This is a genomic window from Pseudomonas sp. UME65, assembly GCF_014170225.1.
GTDB lineage: Bacteria > Pseudomonadota > Gammaproteobacteria > Pseudomonadales > Pseudomonadaceae > Aquipseudomonas > Aquipseudomonas protegens.
Genome location: NZ_LZZQ01000016.1, coordinates 740,208 through 758,682, shown reverse-complemented (window position 1 = coordinate 758,682; position 18,475 = coordinate 740,208). Strand labels below are relative to the sequence as shown.

The window sequence follows — 18,475 nt, the reverse complement described above, 5'->3', positions numbered from 1 at the left end:
GCAGCGTTCACACTGTCGGATTCAATTGAATCGACTCATCTAGGAGCAAATTCTTTTCTCTTCACAAGTGTGAGGGTGCAACGGTAGATAAAGTTTTAACGCTCTGCATATCCCTCGACGAGTGGCGTGCAGCGCTATCCACCAATGCTGAATAGGGGGGGCTTTGGGGTGATTGTGTTTGAACATTCAGGTCGGCGACGCTCTCACATAGAAATAGGCGAAAAGACAAACCCTGCTCCAAACAGGATGAGCATTATGAGCCACTTACCCCAACGACCCGAGCTCAAAGCTTGGTACAAGGCGTTGAACGACTACGAGTACCGCGCCAATTCTCCGGATGCTTACCACCGTGCTCTGCTGGACGGTGCCAAAGCGCTGTTAAGCGGCGGTGTCATTGATTGGGACCAATGTGAGGAACTCAAAAAGCTGGCTGATTCGGTGCATGCCCAGGCCTTGCTGGAAGCCAAAGCCCATCTGAAGCTTGACCCCTCGGCGTAACAGCAGCGGCAGGCGCAATTTCCAGCTTCTCCCCCATCACGACTAAGGCTATGGGTCGACGTCCAACAGCAGCTCCCCGCTGGGAAGTTTTTCAATGTGGTGCACCACCCCACGGTAGGGGCCGCCCTCCCATTCGAAGGTAAGTGTGTGGGCGTGTTGTAGCTCGCTAGGCCACGGCAGTGCGAGTTGCAGCTGTAATCCAGACGCTTTGGGCATTATGCGTGCTCTGCACTCGCTTGCGAGTGGATTCACTCCGAACAGCGTGTCCACTAGGTATTCAATTTTGATTGAATGCATCGTCGCTTCAGTAGAGTCCGGCATATGAATTCCTGTTTATTACCCTACAGATGAACGCTTGGAAGACTGTCTCGATATGACCATTTCTTCCAGTATTTCCCGTATGAGCCTATTGATTCCTGATTCCCCGTGATAGTGGGCGCGATTTATATTGGCGATGGTGAACTGATCAGCATCGTGCGCCGTCACGGTCACCGAAAGGCTGCCGTCGGGATTGAATGCACAGTTAACTGCGCAGTTAGGAAGTCGAGCGGAAAGGGCTGCTTCCACCTCCACTTTGGTTAGCGTGTCCATCAGTTCTCCGGATTAAAAGCCTAAACACGACAAGGCTAGTTCAGAATGCCGCGGCGTAAATACTGGCAGGATAATGGCGCTCCGAAACGTTCCTTTAGATGGAGCTGCACTCGCTACGATAGATTCTTTAAACCTTCCTTATCCGGGCGGTGTCGATTGCTGGGCACACGTCGCGAGGTAAGGGAGAGAAAATGATAGGGATCGTGATACCTGCTCATAACGAAGAATGCTATATCAGCCAATGCCTTGAGTCCGTACTCCTCGCGGTTGCACACCCGTCGCTAAAAGATCAGTTGGTCGAGATACTTGTCGTCTTGGATGACTGCTCAGATAGCACGGAGGCAATGGTCGCGGCGATGGGCGTACAGTCGATTGGTGTCTCCTTTCAAAACGTGGGTAAGACGAGAGCTGTAGGTGCTGAGCAGTTACTGAAAGCTGGTGTACGGTGGCTTGCTTTCACGGATGCCGATACCGTTGTACCACCCGATTGGCTAGCGCGTCAGATTGAGTTTGACGCTGACGCGGCGTGTGGAACAGTTGGGGTCGACAGCTGGAGAGAATACGGCGAGGCGGTTCGCACTCAATACCTGGCGTTGTACCAGTTCATCGAGAACCATCGCCATATCCAAGGGGCCAATCTCGGCTTGAGTGCCGAGGCTTATCAGAACGCTGGTGGGTTCAAGCATTTGATGGCGCACGAGGATGTTCAACTGGTTGCAGACCTCGAGACGATTGGAGCACGTATTATCTGGACAGCCACCAATCCCGTGCTCACCAGTGCACGCCGGGACTACAAGTGCCGGGGTGGATTTGGAGATTATCTGGCTTCCCTTATGCCTCCCAATACCGACAAAGGTGTCGAGCCGTCCATAGGTTCAGATTCTGGCCTCTGGGTGACCTGGTGGATCTGATTGATTGGGTGCAATGGCTCGCCATGATAGTGACTGTCATGTCAGCTTGGTATATCGGTTCTCAACAACCGCGCCGACGCATGATTGCCTTTTGGGGGTTTATCCTCAGCAACGCGCTATGGGTTATCTGGGGATGGCATACAAATGCTTTCGGATTGATTGTGCTCGAGTGCATTTTGCTTGGCATGAATGTTCGTGGGTTCAGGAAAAATCAGCGCGGTCGCCAGGCCTCCGAATGAATCGCGCCTACTGATTCTGAAAGTTCTTTCTAAACCCACGTAGGTTCATCGAGCAAAGACAGATCTGCAGCACGATCAGTGCGTAGGCCTCCGCATAAGCCCCCCAAATGACCCATAGGACATTACTCAAAATAAAACAGAAGAACCCGGCCATTCTTCTCGCGGGGCGTTGAGACCCGATAAGCCACGCGGCGATCACTGTCACTGCCATGGCGGGCCACTGAACCCAATCCAGATAACTCAAGCCAACCTCTCAATCTCTATCGATAAAAAAGAGAGGGATACGAGGGCGAATAATTCAGTTTTTTTGAGCGATTTTGAGAATGTACCGCTCGTCAGACATGCCTCGAATTTCTTGAACATACGATTTGCTCTCTCGGACAGATTAAACATGTGCTGACGAAAAATACCTTTCGTCTTGCCTCTGGGAGAATGCAATGAAAGCCATCGTTTACAATGGCCCCCGTGACGTCAGAGTGCAAAATGTGCCGGACGCCAAAATCGAAAAACCTACGGACGTTCTGATGCGGGTGACGGCCACTAATATCTGCGGATCTGATCTGCATATGTATGAAGGCCGAACCTCTTTCGAAACCGGCAGAGTGTTTGGCCATGAGAATCTGGGCGAGGTCGTTGAAGTAGGCACCGGCGTAGATCGAGTCAAGGTAGGAGACCGTGTATGTCTGCCATTTAACGTCGGCTGCGGCTTTTGCGAAAACTGTGAAAAAGGCCTGACCGGATTCTGCCTGACCGCTAACCCAGGTAGTGCGGGCGCGGCCTACGGATTTGCTGATATGGGGCCTTATCAGGGAGGGCAGGCAGAGCTGCTACGGGTACCGTATGCCGACTTCAATTGCCTGGTGCTGCCCGACGACGCGCAAGAGCGTGAAGAAGATTACGTCATGCTGTCGGATATCTTCCCAACGGGCTGGCATGCAACCGAGCTGGCGGGCCTCCTTCCTGGGGAGAGCATTGCCATCTATGGCGCCGGCCCGGTGGGTTTAATGGCCGCCCACTCAGCAATGATCAAGGGCGCCTCTCAGGTGTTCGTGGTCGACAATCATCCCGACCGCTTAAAGCTCGCCGCTCAGATGGGTGCTACGCCCATTAACTCGCTTGAGAAAGAGGCAGTGGACCAAATCTTAAATCTGACTCACGGCAAAGGCACCGATCGAGGATGTGAGTGTGTTGGTTATCAATGCTGCGACCGCCACGGTCATGAAGCCAATCACCTCACTATGAATAACCTTGTTGCCTCGACAAAAGCGACTGGGGGTATCGGAGTCGTTGGTGTGTTCGTACCTCAGGATCCCGGCGCTAAAAATGAACTCGCCAAAGAAGGCAAGATGGCCTTCGATTTCGGCGCTTTCTGGTTCAAGGGGCAGCAGATTCGAACTGGGCAGGCTAACGTCAAAGTCTACAACCGTCGCTTGGCCGAGCTTATCCATCATGGTCGCGCAAAACCTTCTCAGATCATTTCTCATCGCCTCAAGCTCGCCGAGGGCCCAGGTGCCTATAAGCACTTCGACGCACGTGACGATGGCTGGACGAAGGTCGTACTCAAGCCAGCAGCATAAAATGAACAGCCAACTTTTTGCCGGCCCGCATCGGGCCGGCGTCCTCTTCTGAAGGAAAGTCTAATGCTCTTCGGGGGAGTGCGTTAACAGGAGTTCTCTGGCACCGCAGCGGTGGTGCAAAAAGAGTAGAGCGCCAGGACGTATGCAGGCTCGCGCTTGAAGATGGATTTAATAACGTAGGTTTAGAGCGGTGTGACGATCGGTTTTGAGATCTCGCGCTGTATTTGAATCACTCGTCAGTAGGTAAACGATTATGAAAAAGTTGAGTATGTGCTTGGGCTTTTGCAGTGTATTCATGCTTCATGGATTTTCTGACAGCGCCGATAATGCAACGAAAGACAACTCCAGTGGTACCAAGTCCTCTGTACAGATGCAGGAAGGAAAGGCCGGCGAGAGCAGGCAATAATTGATGGCCCAGGCAGTGGTGAACCGCTGGGCCAAAATCCTTCTATGACAATAAAATGGTGATTCAGGTTGATTGCCTGATTTGTATGGGCGCTGCCCAGCTCTTGATGTGTCCTTGCTAAGAATGAGCTGGTTTTACCGCGAAAACGGCTAGCCTTGGCGATGTTTTTCCGGAAGCCGTTCATCGGTCGGCCCGAACGTGGTGGGGTTTGGATAATCCACACGTGTAGGCAATGTGCTCAGCAACTAAGAGGATGCGATCATGCCGCGTGGGGATAAAGATAAGTACACCAATAACCAAAAGCGGAAAGCGAAACATATCGAAGATAGCTACGAGGCTAAAGGGGGGCCCGAAGCTGAAGCAGCAAGTCGTGCTTGGGGAACAGTTAATAAACAGTCAGGTGGCGGCGAACGGAAGGGTGGCTCTGGACAGAAAACCACCGAGGCAAAAAAGGCTAAAGCCTGAGAGTCATCAGCCCGGCAAGCTGTAGCAACGCGAAAACGTGCCCTGCGTACTGATCAGCGATTAGAGGATATGAGCAAAAATGAGCTTATGGAGCGAGCTCGTAAATACCGAATAGCTGGCCGTTCGACTATGCGTAAGACCGAACTGATCGAGGCGCTGAATGATGTGAGTTAAGGACTTAACTGAAGTGACCACGTGGTATGAGCGGTGCGACCAGATGAATTCACGCTGGCCGCTTCGGTGTACCTGCGCTGGCTGGCCAAGTTTCCACCTCAGGGCCCACCGGTCCTAGGACAGGTCGGCTTGCAATAAACAAAAAACCTCAAGCTGAGCCCCCTAACTCAGGAATAACGGTCAATGAAGGTCCGAAAAACCACTAGATATGTTGAGTAAGTTTAGGCGAGCGGAAAATCCGACTGTTTTCAACAGAATCTTCCGAAAGCTGCAGCTTGCCACGTCACATGTTTTCAGAACTTTCCGAAAAACATCTGGACATGGCTCTAGGACGGAATTTCTGGTCTTAAGAAGTGGAAATATACCCCCAAAAATACCCGCGATACCCCCAGCAGAATGCGCGATCGAGAATGTCGATTTCTGACAACTGTCAAAGTCAGGCCAGGCGGCTTGCACCCTACCTGCCAAGCAGTCCGATGCAACAACCTTGCAGTGCTGGCAGTCATACGCTTTAACCGTCCTCGGAAAACGCTACCATGCCCATCGAGATCGAACCAACACGAGCCTGTGAGGAGCGCCGCGCTGGCAGAGAGCCTCGTCAGGCTGGAACCTGTCCATGGATAGGATCTGGCAAACAATCCAGGCCGAATTTGCCGATATTGGTGAGGAGCGCGAAATCGTGCGAATCCTCGTACGCTTGGTGATGGCTGCCGTGCTGGGCGCCGTTCTGGGTTTCGAGCTCGAGCACAAGGGCAAGTCCGCCGGGGTGCGCACGCACATGCTGGTTTCGTTGGACGCGGCGCTGTTCGTGCTGGCACCGAGCATGGCAGGTGCCGATGCGCAGGCGCTCAGCCGGGTGATTCAGGGCATCGTTGCTGGTATCGGCTTTCTGGGTGCGGGCACCATTCTCAAAGGCAATGGCCAGGACACCAGTCATGTCAAAGGCCTGACCACAGCTGCCGGGTTATGGATGACGGCTGCCATCGGTACGGCAGCGGGGATGGGACGCGAAGCCACGGCGCTGGTCAGCACGGTGCTGGCGCTGTTGGTGCTGGGCACTATGCCTTTGCTGGTGGACAAGGTTGAAGGGCAGGACGAAGAAAAAAAGAAGGAGGAGGGCAGGAAGCACTGAGAGGCGTGAGTCGCCCCCGGTAAAGCCCATCTTTTCCTATTCAGACCGACGCTGAGCCATTAAGCCGCTCGATCGCATCAATCAAGTCGTCATAACCCACCGGCTTGTTCAAGTGGCGGTCAAACCCGGACTGGCGAGACTTGTATTGGTCAGCGCTTGCGCCATAGCCTGTCAACGCGATGGCAGGGATGTAGCGCAGATGCTCCAGGCCGCGCAGCGCCCGGATCAGTGCATGGCCATCCATGCCAGGCATGCCGATGTCGGAAATGATCACGTCGTAACGCGCATCTGCCGCCGACTGCAGCGCCAGTTTCGGGTCGCTGTAGGCATCGATGTCGGCATCTTCCATTAACAGCAATTGTTCCATCACTTCCAGCACATCGACTGAGTCATCCACCAGCAGGATGCGAACCCCTTTCAGCCGACCTTCTGATGGCAGCACTTCGCCCTGCACTTGGGGTTGCTGGGCGTACGCGCACAAAGGTAGTGTGATGATGAACGTACAACCCTGGCCTATTCCGGGAGACTCTACACTGACCGTCCCACCATGGGCTTCTAGCCTATCGGTAGGGCCGGTGGCGAGCCGCTGCTCTGACGGCCTGACTTGGAAATCCGGATAAACCTTCGCGGCGCTGCGCAGTCAGTTTCAGTAAGGGGCCCGGATACTCAAGAGGGCCAGGGAGGTGGCTGATGAAACTTTTCTGTCTGCTGCGGGGCTGCCAATGGCGCAGCCTGGTGGTGTGTGACGTCGCCGGGCTTCACTGCCAGTGTTGCGAACGATGTGGCGCGCTGCGCTACAGCCAGCTCGGTCAACCTTTCAACGTGTAGGAGCGGACCATGGCCCGGTCAATCTGGAAAGGCGCGATCAGCTTTGGCTTGGTGCACATCCCCGTCTCTCTGAACACCGCAGTGCGCAGCGAGCGTGTGGACTTCGACTGGCTGGACAAGCGCAGCATGGAACCGGTTGGCTACAAGCGGGTGAACAAGGTGACCGGCAAGGACATCAACAAAGAGCACATCGTCAAAGGGGTGGAGTACGAAAAGGGCCGCTACGTGGTGATCAGCGAGGAAGAAATCCGCAAGGCCAGGCCCGAGGCGACCCAGACCATCGACATCTTCTCGTTCGTCGATGCCGGCGACATCCCACTGCAACAGTTTGACACCCCCTACTACCTGAGCCCCGACCATCGTGGCGGCAAGGTCTATGCCTTGCTGCGCGAGACCCTGCACAGCACCGGCAAGGTGGCCTTGGCCACCGTGGTGCTGCACACCCGCCAGCACCTGGCCCTGCTGCGCCCGCTGGAAGATGCACTGGTATTGATCACTCTGCGCTGGCCGGAAGAGGTGCGCGGGCTGGATACGCTGGAGCTGGACAAGAGCGTGACCGAGAGCAAGGTCGACAAGCGTGAGCTGGAAATGGCCAGGCGCCTGGTGGAGGACATGAGCGGGCAATGGACGCCGGATGATTACCATGATGCTTTTCGCCAGACCATCCTCGACCTGGTGGAGGAGAAGGCCAGCAAAGGCAAGATTGAGACCGTGGACAAAGGCGAGGGTGCGACGGCAGAGAAGGGCGCCGACATCATCGACCTCACCGAACTGCTCAAGCGTAGCCTCGGCGGCAAGACCAAAGCGAAAAAAACGGCGGCCAAGCGACCGCGCAAGGCTTCATGAGTTACGCAAGCGGCCCCTCCAGCCCCTTCAGATAGTCCCAGAAGCCGTGGCGAGCACGGCTGTCCACCCGGCTGCTGATGGCCACGCTGTGCGCCGCGGTCCAGACAATCTGTGCGCCGCTGGCTTCGAGGGCCAGCACCAGTTGCACATCTTCATGCACCGGCAATGGCTGGAAGCCGCCCACGCGCTCGTAGGCCTTGGCGCATACGCCGAGGCTGGCGCCATGGATATGCCGATGCCCGTCACGTGCCTGATAACGGCTGCGATACAACTGGCGTAACGCTGCGTTCTGCCAGGGCTGCCAGCGTTCGATGTGCACCGTGCCGCACACCGCGTCCGCGTGCCATTGCAGCTGTGACACCAGCCAATGCCCGGGCACTCGACTGTCGGCGTCGGTGAAGGCCAGTCACTGGGCGCCGCGCTCGATCATCCACGCCGCGCCCAGGCGCCGGGCAATGCCGACATTGCCAGCCTCCAGTTCCAGGGTATGCACGCCAAGACGGCGGGCGATGCGCGCGCTGGCGTCGACACAGCGATCGAGCACCACCAGTACCTCGATTGCAATGCCCGCCGTTTCGGCTTGGGCCACCGCCTGCTTGATGGCGGTAAGGCAGTGCCCAAGCCGACGGGCTTCAGTGTGAGCGGGAATTATGACGGCGATCATGGGCAGGTCTCGTCGAGGCCGACGACACTGGGCTGACATGACCAGGTACTCGAGCAGGAAGTCTGCCTCCTCGTGGCGCAGCAACGGATATAGCGACAGATGCCGGGCCAGCAGGGCGTGCACCTCGCGGCCATCCTGCGGGCAACCGGCGACGGGATGGCGCCAGTGGCAAGCCAGTAAACCGCCGTCATACGTCAGGCTGGCCACCGATTGCTCGATCACCTGCAGCCAGTCGGTTGGGTTCAGGTAGTAGCCGATCTCGCTGAGCACGAGGTCGAACTGCCCACCTGGCCAGTCGCCCGGCAGGTGACCCTGTTCGACGTAGGCATTGCCTACGCCTGCCAGACGCTGGCGGGCCAAGACCACGGCCGTTGCGTCGATGTCCTGGCACAGCAGGTCGGCACAGCGCTCGGCCAGCAAGAGGCTCAGTTCGCCGTTGGCACGGGCCGGTTCGAATATGCGTTCATAACATTGCCGCGGCAGGCTGGCCAGGGCCAGGTCGCGCTTGCGCCGTTCGTACCAGCGGGTACGAAAAGCCCAGGGGGCATCGCTGCCGGCATACAGGTCGGCGAAGTACTGCGCATCAAGGCTCATGGCGACTCCACTGACAGGAAGATCAACTCGAAGGGTTGGAGCATGCAGGCTTGAAGCTGTACTGGCACAACCGGTGGGCGATCACCATCGGGCTGCAACTGGCTGGCATGGGCGGCAAGGGCTTGGCGCTTGAGCGCCTGCGCATCGCGCAGCTGCAGACGGTGGGCCCGCGGCCAGGGCAGGCGCGGGTCATCGGGGCTTGCCCAGTGCCAGGCCCAGACCGGGACCTCGGGCAGTTGTACACGCCTGGCTTGTGCCGCCTGGACACCGGCGCGCCCTGCTGCTTCGTGGTCGCAATGGCCGTCGCCGCGCCATGTGGTCAGCAGCAGGTCGCCAGGTTTGAGCAACTGGTTCAGGTGGTTGACGAGGAAGGCCTCATCATTGGGCAGGTTGCCATCCTTGAGATTGAGGCGCCGCCAGTCGAGGCGGTTGACGTCCAGGCCAAGCAGTTGCAGGGCGTGGCGGCTTTCCAGTGGGCGCTGATGACGCAGGCGGCGCTCGGGCCATTGCGAGGAATGCGGGTGGCTGCCCTCGCCATTGGTGGCAGAAATCAGCAGCACGTCCTGTTCTCGTCCGTGGAAGCTGGCCAGCACCCCGCCGGCCATGAGGATTTCGTCGTCCGGGTGCGGCGCCAGTATGACCAGGCGCCTTCCGGGTGGGCACAACTGCTCAAGCAGCATCCAGCTGGCGCGGGCCAGCTGAGCAGCTTGCTGCCAGGCGCTCCACGGCGGCCCTTGCGCAGCCTGTATCAAATTCTGGCTCATAGTTGCCATGCTCCCGCCGGCAAGCCGGTCAGTTGTCGGCCCAACTCGTCCAGGTCGCGCTCGCGTGGCTCTGGCGCAGGTACGCCGGCAGGTCGGCACTGAGCCTTGCGAAATGGCTGCTGCGACAGAACGGTGCGGCGCCCAGCGCCCGGCCCACATGCTGGATGACCTGCTCGACCGCCCGCTCGACCTGGGCGCGGGTGCGTCGCACCTCGAAGCTTGCGTCATCCTGAGGGTGGAGGTCGACCCACGTGGCGCATTCGCGCAGGGTGGCACGGGCAACGTACAAGGCCGCATTGACTGCGCCCAGATGCGCATCGGCATGCAGGTCGCGCCGGGGTTTGCGGCACTGTTCGCGAAGGTGGTCCGCCAGGGCCTCGGCGGCGCCATACCAGCAAGCGGCGATACTCGCGCCGCCTTGCCAGAAGCCAGGCCGGGACAGGTACTGGCCGGGCGAACCGATGGCCAGCCCTGGCGAGTATCCGAATTCGATGACGACACTGCTGGTGGCGGCCATGCCCACGGCCTGCCAGTGTTCGGCCAGGATGCGCTGGCTGGGGTGATGCAGTTCGATGACCACCAGTTGAGGCTGGTCGCCCTCCCAGGCGGTCAGCAGGGCATGGTCGATCTGCAGCGCGCCCGAGCACCAGGCCTTGCAGGCGTACGCGTTCACCTTGCCGCTCGACGATATAGGCACGGGCATCCGGCGGCTCGGCGGCCCACACGCCCCAGATGCCGTTGCCGGCCTGCTGGGCGGCACCGCATTCTGCGAGGATTGCCAAGGCGTCGGTATGGCCTTCATAAAGTTTGGCCAGGCTGAGATCGCAACCGGCGACTCGCGCCAAGGCCCGCTATCGCTCCATGGTGCAGCCCTGGCCGGGCGACGGGAGTACGTCGAGCCGTTCGCCCTGCAAGGCCTGCATCAGTTCTATTAGCGAAGCGTCGCGTTCGATGGCCTGCGAACGGTGAGCGAAGCGGTGTAACAACGAATCGAAGTGGGTCAGTTCCATCATGCAATACCCAACTGCTTGCGCATACGTAACGTTATCGACTGGCGGGTCTTGCCCATTTCGGCCCACGGATCGTCGACCTGTGCAAGCCGCGTGTGAAGGTTGCCGATGTTCCACTGGTTGGAACCCTTGAGCTGGCTCAGTTCCTCACGCCAGATCGGCGCCGACACCGGCAGGCTCTCGCGGGCCCGCAGCGAGTAGGCGGCGACGGTGGTGGCACCCTTGCCGTTACGCAGATAATCGATAAAGATCCGCCCGACCCGGTTCTTCGGCCCGGACACGGCGCTGAGACGATCAGGAAACAGCCCGGCCATGTGGTTGACCAAGGCATGGCTAAAGTCCTTCACCTCGTCCCAGCCAGCGCGTCGGGTCAACGGTACGACGAGGTGCATGCCCTTGCCGCCGCTGGTCTTCAGAAACACCTTCAGGCCCAGTTCGTCGAGCAGGGTAAGGGTCAGCTGGGTGGCCTCTAGCATGGCTTTCCAGGGCAGCGCCGGGTCAGGGTCCAGGTCGAGGACAAAGCGGTCGGGTTTATCGAAATCCTTGGTGGTGGCATTCCAGGTGTGCAGTTCAAGCGTGTTCATCTGCACCGCGCCCAGCAGGCTGTCGGCGCGGTTGAGCACCATGGCCGCCTGGCCGGCCTGTGCCTTGCTGCAGCTGAGCACCTTGGGGATATGCAGCTGGCCGGCGTTTTTTTGGAAAAAGAGCTCGCCGCCCAGGCCATCCGGCGCCCGTACCAGGGCTACAGGCCGATCCTTGAGCTGTGGCAGCAGCCACTCGGCGACCTGAGCGTAATACTGTGCGACCTCGCGCTTGGTGGCGCCTGTGGTTGCGTCGACCACGCGGTCGGGGTGGGTCAGGCGCAGGGTGCCCAGGGCTTCGGATTCGGTCTGTGCTGCGCGCTTGGTGGGCATTGCTCGCTCCAGGTCAATGGCGGTGGCAGGTTTATCGTCACGCAGGCCGTGGAACACCGAGTGGCGTACGATGCCCTCGCGGGTTATTTGCGCATATGCGACTTCTGCCAGCAGCTGTGGCTTGAGCCAATGCACGTCGCGGGTTTCGGCACCGGTGGGTGGTTTGGGCAAGGGCGATTCGTCGGTCCGCAGCGGCTTGAGGCGGGCGTGAATGCTATCCAGGGTGGCAGCGTTGAAACCGGTGCCGACCTTGCCGGCGTAACGCAGCTGGCCGCTGCCGTGGTCGTGCAGGGCCAGCACCAGGGCGCCGAAGCCGTTGCGGCAGCCTTCGGGGTCGGTATAGCCGACGATCACGAATTCCTGTCGCTGCTTGCACTTGAGCTTGACCCAGTCGCTACTGCGCCGGCCAACGTAGGGGCTGTCGGCACGCTTGCCGATCAGGCCTTCGAGTTCCAGCCGGCAGGCGCTGTCGAGCAGTGACTCGACGGGCTCCTCAAAATCGGCGGAATACCTGAGTACCTGCGATGCATTGCCTTCCAGCAACCGGGCCAGGGTTGCACGGCGCTGTTGCAGCGGCAGTGCCCGCAGGTCCTCACCGCCCAGCCAGGGTAGGTCGAACAGGTAGTAGGTGATGCGCTCGTCATGCTCGATGTCGAAGGCGTTCTGCAAGGCCTGGAAGTCGGCCACGCCGTTGTCGTCGACCACCACCATCTCGCCGTCGAGCCATGCCGAGTCGAGGCCCAGTGCCTGGAGCGCCTCGACCTGCCGTGGCATCTTCGCACTCCAGTCGTGGCCATTACGGGTTAACAGGCGTACGTCGTCTCCGTCGATACGCGCCAGGATGCGGTAGCCGTCGAACTTGACTTCGTAACGCCAATCGCCGCTTGGCGGTGAGTCGACCAACGTGGCCAGTTGCGGCTGGAGCGTATGCGGCAAAGCTTTGCGGCCGATTTTTCGCTTGTGCCTGACGGTGTTCGCCTTGGCCGGACTGCGCGGGGGCAGGGTGCGTTCGCTCAGCACGCTGTCGGGCAGGGCCTCGACAATGCTGTAGTCCGTTTCACTGCGCGCCTGTCCGTCATGGGACTTGACCAGCATCCACTGCTCTTTCTTGCCGGCTAGGTGGGTGCGGAACAGGTTCCAGACCCCCGACAGCTTTTCGCCCTGCAGGCGAAAGCGCAGCTTGCCCTTTGCATAGGCTTCGCGTGGGTCGCTCTCGGGCTCCCAGACACCCCGGTCCCAGACGATCACATCGCCGGCGCCGTAGTGGCCTTCGGGGATGCGCCCTTCGAAGTTGGCGTAGTCCAGCGGGTGATCCTCCACGTGCACTGCCAGGCGCCGAACCTTGGGATCCAGTGAGGGGCCCTTGGGAATGGCCCAGCTCTTGAGGGTACCGTCGAGTTCCAGACGAAAATCATAGTGCAGGTGGCTGGCATCGTGCTTCTGGATGCAGTACTGCAACGCATGGGTTGAGCGGGGGCGGGCGCGCTTGCCTGCCGGCTCGGGCGTGGCATTGAAATCGCGCTTGCGCTGGTACTCCTGCAGGGGCTTGGCCATGACGGGCTCCGGAAGAGGTCGCGGGTCTCAGGATTGGGAGGCGGCGGTGGCGCTAGGAGTTCAAAAAATGCGAGAGGTGGGGGGCTGGCAGAAACTCTGAATCATTTGCCGCCGGGCAGGGTCGACCGGGTGTCCACAGATGGAGAACGTTCATGTCCACACCTGATGACCCAAGACTGCCTATTGAGTTCGACGACACCGAGGACCGCATGGGCAGCGTCCACGAGCTGGATTTCAGCGAACGCCGCGATGAACGCCAGGGGTGTGTCGGCGACGAACGTCCGGCGCGGGAGCTTGCCGAGTACTACCCGCCCCGACGTGTCGCCGAAAGCGGCATGACCGGCGGCGAGGCGTTGAGTGACAGCCTGCACGAGGACAATGTCACCCTCGATGACCTGAGTCCCGATACGTTGCTCGATGAGACCGGTGCCCGCGATCCGGATGAGCCTGGCAGCGGCTGCCCGGCGGACGAGGCCTTGCGCCAGGTGGAGGCCCACGAGATCGGTGGCGGTTTCGGCCTGTACGAGGCCAAATTGGCCCGCTCCGCGCCGCTGGACGGCGAGCCGTGGACCGATGATGTTGTACCCGATGACGAAGGGAGAGAGCCGAAATGAACGAGCAACGCTGTTCCTGCAACCATTGTTTTCGCACCGTGTTATTGTCCAGAATGGTAAAGCCTATTGCTGCGAAGCCTGTGCGACGGGCCATCGCAACGGCGAGCTCTGTCGGATGAGCGACTGCAAGTATGGTGAGTTGGCTCAGTCGAAAGAGCCCAATGTCGATAATGCACTGGATGAAGCATTCCCGGCGAGTGACCCGATTTCGCCGTGAGGCCCAGTGGCTTACAGATGTGAGACGGGAGGGCGACAGGACGTCGTTCAGATCATGTAGAAACTCACCCGTCACGCATCTGGTTTGGGTTACGCCCTCAATGGGTCTGCCAGATCCCGTTGTTGCGTTCGCAGTCGCTGCGGGCCTGGCCCAGGCTGGGGGTGTCGTAGTAGTAGGTGATGATCCGCGCATCCTTGGGTAGAGCAGGTCGGGTAGCGGGTTCATCACGCCCAGCGGCATCGGGGTTGGCCAGTGTCTCCTGCGTCAGTGGCGCGATACAGCTGCCAACGCTGCCGTCGGGGCAACGTTCCACCCGACGCTTCTCGCTGTTCAACATCTCCTTGCTTTCATTACTGCACGACCAGGCAATCGCCTCAGCGGGCATGTTGCTGTAGCTGTAACAGGTGTGTTGCGGCACCGGTTTGACCGCCTCGCTGGATGAGCGGGCGACCACGTCGCAACCTTAGGCTAACACCTGCCTGCTGCTCAGGGTGCCCAGCATTTCTATGTACAGAGCGAATCGCATGATATACCTCCCGGGCACCAGGGCCCGTCAGCGCTTGTCGAGGGCTGCCCCGGCCTGTCTGCGCAAGGCCTTTGCACGCTTTTCGAGGATCAGGTAGGTCACCACCGCCAACAGCAGCGGGATCAGGTAGTATAACGTCCGATAGCCGAGCAGTGCGGCAACCAGGGTGCCTTGGCCTAGCTGGCCGTGGAGCAGCGCCAGGAATACGGCTTCCAGTACGCCGAGCCCGGCGGGAATGTGCGCGACCACCCCGGCGACGCAACTGATCAGCAACACACCCAGCACCGAGGGATAGAACAGCTCAGGCGGCAACAGCAGGTGAATCAGCGCTGCCATCAGCGCCCAGTTGCTTGCACCCAGCGCCACCTGGCATAGCGCCATACGCAGGCTCGGCAGGGTGATTTCGTGCCCGCGCAGCGCCCACGTGCGCCGCTTGGCGAAGGCGCAGGCGCACAGGTAAGCCAACGCCACCGCTACCATCAAAACGCCGATCAGGCGCAGGCCGCTGGCACCCACCCCCCAGCTTTCCGGCAGCTTGACGAAGCCTAGGGCGAATACCGTGCCGGCCACCAGCAGGTAGCCCATCCAGTTGGTCAACAGCCCCAAGGTGAGAATGCGGGTGATGGTTGGGTTATCCAGGCTCAGCCGGCTGTACAGGCGATAACGCAGGGCAACGCCACCGACCCAAGTGGTGAAGTTAAGGTTGAACGCATAGCAGACGAACGCTACCGGCAGCACCTGCCGGGCTGGCAGACGGTGGCCGGTATAGGCGCGGGCGAGCAGGTCGTAACTGGCGAATACCAGGTAGCTGCACAGGGCCAGCAGCAACCCCAAGGCCAGGGTCGAGGGCCGGTACGCCACCAGCGACTGGCGGACTTCGTTCCAGTCCAGGTGACGCGCCAGAGTGAACAGCAGTGCGGGTATCAATACCAGGAACAGCACGGTCAGCAAGCGTTTGCCCCAGGTCTTCCAGCGTGAAGTGGCCATCAGGTCTTGCCCCCCTGGTAGTCGGCGGGGGCCTCGCCGTCGGCTTGCAGCGACTGCAGGCGCTGCCGGTGCGCCGGAAACCAGCCGGCGATCCGCGGGAAATAGCGCGTGATGTGGAAGCTCAGAAAGATCAGCGGAGCACGCCACCAGTAGCCGCGCACCATGCGCTCCAGCGTCACGGTTTTGCAGTACTCCCGGCTAAGTTCGGTCAAGTGCTGGTACAGCTGTTCGTTGAACGCGGGGTCGCGGATCAGCAGGTTGGCCTCAAGGTTGAACGACAGGCTCAGTGGGTCGAGGTTGCTTGAGCCAACGGTGGACCAGTCGTTGTCCACCAACGCAACCTTGCCATGGAGCGGCCGCTGGCAGTACTCATGGATGCGCACGTCGTCGCGCAACAGGTAGTTGTAGAGCAGCCGCGAGAGCGCACGCACCCAGCGCATGTCCGGTTGCCCCTGGAGGATCAGCGTCACCTCGACCCCGCGCCGGGCGGCGTTGCGCAATTCGCGCAGCAAGAGGTAGCCGGGGAAGAAATAGGCGTTGGCCACGACGATTCGTTGCCTTGCTTCACGGAAAACTTGCAGTTAGCAGGCTTCGATATCGTTGCGATGGCGCTGGTTGTCGCGTTCCACCAGCACGGCGCTGGCCGTGCCTGAAGCGATGCCGCCCGGCTGAACCCTGCTGGCGGCATCCAGCACCGGTGCGAGCATGCGGCAGGAAGAAGCATGCACCTGGGCCACCACCGGGCCGACGACCTCCACGGCGTAGTCCTGCTTGGCCTGTGGACCGAAGTCACCCAGGTGGTCGGCACTGTAATTGATGCCGCCGATGAAGGCGCGTTGTCCGTCGATCACGAGGATCTTGCGGTGCAAGCGGCGAAACAGGTTGGTGCGCATGCCCACCAGCCGTGGTTGCGGATCGAACGAATGGACCCGCACCCCGGCCTCGGTCATCGACGAGATGAACTCGTCAGGCAGGTCGGTGGTGCCGTAGCCGTCCACCGCCACCTCGACCCGCACCCCGCGCCGCGCGGCATCGATCAGGGCTTGGCGCAAGGGTTGACCGACCTTGTCGTCGTAAATGATGAAGGTTTCCAGGAGGATTTCCTGGCGTGCCTGGGCCATGGCCTCGAATACGCGGGAGTAATACTGCTCGCCGTTTATTAGCAACTCGACGCGGTTGCCGTCGCACCAAGGCTGCTTCATAGCGTCACCTGCGCCACCAGCGGGGCATGGTCGGAGAGGTGGGACCATGGGTATCTGGACAACACCCGTGCTTCGCAAGCTTGTGCGTTACGCAGGTAGATGCGGTCCAGCCGCAGCATCGGCAAGCGCGCGGGAAAGCTGCGTGCCGGCTTGCCGAAAGCCTCCACCAGGTGTCCCGACAGCCGCGCATCTGCTTTCAGGCGCCAGTCGTTGAAGTCGCCGGCGACGATCACGGGCTTATCCGGCGGCAGGCTGTCAAGCAATGCCAGCAGCAGGCCGACCTGACGCTGACGATGCTCTTCACGCAGGCCCAGGTGTACGCAGACTGTGTGCACCTGTTCATGGCCCGGCACTTCCAGCTGGCAATGCAGCAGGCCCCGTTCTTCGTTGCCATGGACCGAAACATCCAGGTTGTCATGGGCACGGATGGGGAACTTGGACAGCAGGGCGTTGCCATGGTCGCCATGGGGGTAGACCGCATTGCGGCCATAGGCGAACTGCGGCCACATGCTGCCGGCGAGGAATTCGTATTGGCGTGTCTGTGGCCACTTAGGATAGCGCTCGGCATGGTGTTGATGACTGCCATGCACCTCCTGAAGAAACACCAGGTCGGCGCCGGTCGAGCGTACCGCCTCGCGCAGCGAGGGTAAAATGAAGCGGCGGTTGAACAAGGTGAAGCCTTTGTGCACATTGAGGGTCAGTACCGTCAGGCGATGTACGGCGGTGACCTTGTCAATGATGCAGCGGGGGGCGGGCAGTGTCGGGTTCATAGCGGCTCCTGCGGCTCGACGCCTGGTTCGGTCACCAGCTCGCCGTCAAGGCCTAGCTTGTCCAGCAGGCGGCGGGCATCGTAGGGGGCATGGACTTTCTGGTCGTTGTCGAAGTAGCAGTAAACGTCACGGGAGTTGCGTTTTGCCGGGGCGCGGCGCACCACACGCTGAGCATCCTCAGGCTGGCTGCCCGCAGCCCAGGCTTGGATGCGCAGGCGCCAGCGGCGCAGCGCCCTGGCCGTGTAGCCGCTGCTGTACAGTTCGACATCGCCATGCAGGCGCAGGTACACGAAATCGGCCGTGATCTCTTCCACATAGGGCCATTTGCCGGCGGTGTCGGCGACCACCAGGGCAACCTTGTGCTTGCATAGCAGGTTGATGAAGGTGTCGCAGAGGAAGCTGGGGTGGCGGATTTCCACGGCGTGGCGCAGGCGCGCATTACCCGGCACGGCAGTGCTCCCGTTGCCTTGCAGGCGTTCGGCGGCGTGGCGCGCAAGGCTGCGAGCGGCTTTGCGGTCGCGTGGCAGCTTGGCCAGAAAGTCGCTGAAGCGCTGTGCGTCGAATTTCAGGTTTGGGGGAAACTGCCACAGGAAGGGGCCCAGCTTGTCACCCAGCAGCAAGGGGCCCGATGCGAAGAAGTTGGCAAGCGCCTCGTCGATTTCGCGGAGCCTGCATACGTGGGTGATGTAGCGCGGCGCCTTGACCGAGAACACGAATCCCTGCGGTGTCTCGTCACGCCACTTGCCATAGCGCTCGGGGGTTTGCAGTGCGTAGAACGAACCGTTGATTTCGATACTGTTGACTGCCCGCGAGGCAAATGCCAGCTCGTCGTCCTGGCGCAGCCCCTCGGGGTAGAAATTCTTGCGCCATGGGCCATAGCGCCAACCGGAAATTCCAATGTGGATCTCACTCACCATAGCCCCCTGCGCTCCTGTACTTAACAGTAGCGACATGCAGCTGGACCAGATTGTTCAGCGGGATTGACGAGTGGA

General features: G+C 60.1%; 16 protein-coding genes and 7 pseudogenes. 10 read left to right on the top strand and 13 right to left on the bottom strand.

From position 1 onward, the window contains the following. Positions 1-255: 255 nt before the first annotated feature. On the top strand, positions 256-498 hold the full coding sequence (locus A9971_RS28580) for a hypothetical protein (protein ID WP_259652299.1): 243 nt from the start codon (positions 256-258) through the stop codon (positions 496-498). A 336-nt stretch (positions 499-834) separates the two neighbouring features. Here A9971_RS28580 and A9971_RS28575 read toward each other — a convergent pair whose 3' ends face one another. Further along, complete coding sequence (locus A9971_RS28575; RefSeq protein WP_183000292.1) at positions 835-1,089, bottom strand: hypothetical protein; 255 nt, start codon at positions 1,087-1,089, stop codon at positions 835-837. Positions 1,090-1,280: 191 nt separating this feature from the next. Here A9971_RS28575 and A9971_RS28570 point away from each other — a divergent pair, with 191 nt between their 5' ends. Continuing rightward, on the top strand, positions 1,281-2,000 hold the full coding sequence (locus A9971_RS28570; protein ID WP_183000291.1) for a glycosyltransferase family 2 protein: 720 nt from the start codon (positions 1,281-1,283) through the stop codon (positions 1,998-2,000). Beyond that, positions 1,991-2,239 (top strand): YgjV family protein, encoded by a 249-nt coding sequence (locus A9971_RS28565; protein WP_183000290.1) that lies wholly within the window; start codon positions 1,991-1,993, stop codon positions 2,237-2,239. Before A9971_RS28570 ends, A9971_RS28565 begins: the two co-directional genes overlap by 10 nt. A 7-nt stretch (positions 2,240-2,246) precedes the next feature. On the opposite strand, the gene A9971_RS32990 is transcribed toward A9971_RS28565, so the two are convergent. Further along, positions 2,247-2,450 carry a hypothetical protein gene (locus tag A9971_RS32990; RefSeq protein ID WP_404944730.1) on the bottom strand — a complete coding sequence of 68 codons (204 nt, stop codon included), beginning with the start codon at positions 2,448-2,450 and terminating at the stop codon, positions 2,247-2,249. 226 nt (positions 2,451-2,676) lie between these two features. Here A9971_RS32990 and A9971_RS28560 point away from each other — a divergent pair, with 226 nt between their 5' ends. The 3 genes and pseudogenes from A9971_RS28560 to A9971_RS28550 all read left to right on the top strand — a co-directional run bounded on the left by A9971_RS28560 (position 2,677) and on the right by A9971_RS28550 (position 5,993). After that, the gene (locus tag A9971_RS28560) at positions 2,677-3,816 is read left to right on the top strand and encodes a glutathione-independent formaldehyde dehydrogenase (protein ID WP_183000289.1); all 1,140 of its coding nucleotides are present in this window, start codon (positions 2,677-2,679) and stop codon (positions 3,814-3,816) included. A gap of 667 nt (positions 3,817-4,483) precedes the next feature. Next, a pseudogene (locus A9971_RS28555) lies at positions 4,484-4,861 on the top strand (Rho termination factor N-terminal domain-containing protein). Positions 4,862-5,477: 616 nt separating this feature from the next. After that, positions 5,478-5,993: an MgtC/SapB family protein gene (locus A9971_RS28550; RefSeq protein WP_183000288.1), complete on the top strand. Its 516-nt coding sequence runs from the start codon at positions 5,478-5,480 to the stop codon at positions 5,991-5,993. 40 nt (positions 5,994-6,033) lie between these two features. Here the strand turns inward: A9971_RS28550 and A9971_RS28545 are convergent. After that, positions 6,034-6,552, bottom strand: a pseudogene (locus A9971_RS28545) (response regulator); the annotation flags it as partial. 131 nt (positions 6,553-6,683) lie between these two features. Between A9971_RS28545 and A9971_RS28540 the strand changes: the two are divergent. Further along, positions 6,684-6,821 (top strand): PSPA7_2676 family Cys-rich small protein, encoded by a 138-nt coding sequence (locus A9971_RS28540; protein WP_183000287.1) that lies wholly within the window; start codon positions 6,684-6,686, stop codon positions 6,819-6,821. A gap of 9 nt (positions 6,822-6,830) precedes the next feature. Then, complete coding sequence (locus tag A9971_RS28535; RefSeq protein ID WP_174395404.1) at positions 6,831-7,667, top strand: Ku protein; 837 nt, start codon at positions 6,831-6,833, stop codon at positions 7,665-7,667. A gap of 1 nt (position 7,668) precedes the next feature. Here the strand turns inward: A9971_RS28535 and A9971_RS28530 are convergent. From A9971_RS28530 to ligD, 5 genes and pseudogenes are all read right to left on the bottom strand, one after another. Then, positions 7,669-8,331 (bottom strand): annotated as a pseudogene (locus A9971_RS28530) (glycosyltransferase). Beyond that, a pseudogene (locus tag A9971_RS28525) lies at positions 8,328-8,925 on the bottom strand (SAM-dependent methyltransferase). Before A9971_RS28525 ends, A9971_RS28530 begins: the two co-directional pseudogenes overlap by 4 nt. After that, positions 8,922-9,689 (bottom strand): PIG-L deacetylase family protein, encoded by a 768-nt coding sequence (locus A9971_RS28520; protein WP_183000286.1) that lies wholly within the window; start codon positions 9,687-9,689, stop codon positions 8,922-8,924. The pseudogene A9971_RS28525 and the gene A9971_RS28520 overlap by 4 nt, the downstream one beginning before the upstream one ends. Next, positions 9,686-10,702: pseudogene (locus A9971_RS28515) on the bottom strand (acyl-CoA dehydrogenase). Before A9971_RS28515 ends, A9971_RS28520 begins: the two are co-directional and overlap by 4 nt. Then, positions 10,699-13,167: a DNA ligase D gene (gene ligD / locus A9971_RS28510; RefSeq protein WP_183000285.1), complete on the bottom strand. Its 2,469-nt coding sequence runs from the start codon at positions 13,165-13,167 to the stop codon at positions 10,699-10,701. Before ligD ends, A9971_RS28515 begins: the two are co-directional and overlap by 4 nt. Positions 13,168-13,319: 152 nt before the next feature. Between ligD and A9971_RS28505 the strand changes: the two genes are divergently transcribed. Next, positions 13,320-13,781, top strand: coding sequence for a phosphotransferase system, HPr-related protein (locus tag A9971_RS28505; protein ID WP_183000284.1), 462 nt, complete (start codon positions 13,320-13,322; stop codon positions 13,779-13,781). Then, positions 13,778-13,998: pseudogene (locus A9971_RS28500) on the top strand (metallothionein). Before A9971_RS28505 ends, A9971_RS28500 begins: the two are co-directional and overlap by 4 nt. A 97-nt stretch (positions 13,999-14,095) precedes the next feature. Here A9971_RS28500 and A9971_RS28495 read toward each other — a convergent pair. The 5 genes and pseudogenes from A9971_RS28495 to A9971_RS28475 all read right to left on the bottom strand — a co-directional run bounded on the left by A9971_RS28495 (position 14,096) and on the right by A9971_RS28475 (position 18,400). Next, positions 14,096-14,452, bottom strand: a complete 357-nt coding sequence (locus A9971_RS28495) for a hypothetical protein (protein ID WP_310889335.1) — start codon at positions 14,450-14,452, stop codon at positions 14,096-14,098. 99 nt (positions 14,453-14,551) lie between these two features. Beyond that, the gene (locus tag A9971_RS28490) at positions 14,552-15,511 is read right to left on the bottom strand and encodes a lysylphosphatidylglycerol synthase domain-containing protein (protein WP_183000283.1); all 960 of its coding nucleotides are present in this window, start codon (positions 15,509-15,511) and stop codon (positions 14,552-14,554) included. Then, positions 15,511-16,713, bottom strand: a pseudogene (gene clsB, locus A9971_RS28485) (cardiolipin synthase ClsB). The gene A9971_RS28490 and the pseudogene clsB overlap by 1 nt, the downstream one beginning before the upstream one ends. Next, positions 16,710-17,483: an endonuclease/exonuclease/phosphatase family protein gene (locus tag A9971_RS28480; protein ID WP_183000282.1), complete on the bottom strand. Its 774-nt coding sequence runs from the start codon at positions 17,481-17,483 to the stop codon at positions 16,710-16,712. Before A9971_RS28480 ends, clsB begins: the two are co-directional and overlap by 4 nt. Continuing rightward, positions 17,480-18,400 (bottom strand): DUF72 domain-containing protein, encoded by a 921-nt coding sequence (locus A9971_RS28475; protein ID WP_183000281.1) that lies wholly within the window; start codon positions 18,398-18,400, stop codon positions 17,480-17,482. The genes A9971_RS28480 and A9971_RS28475 overlap by 4 nt, the downstream gene beginning before the upstream one ends. Positions 18,401-18,475: the final 75 nt, after the last annotated feature.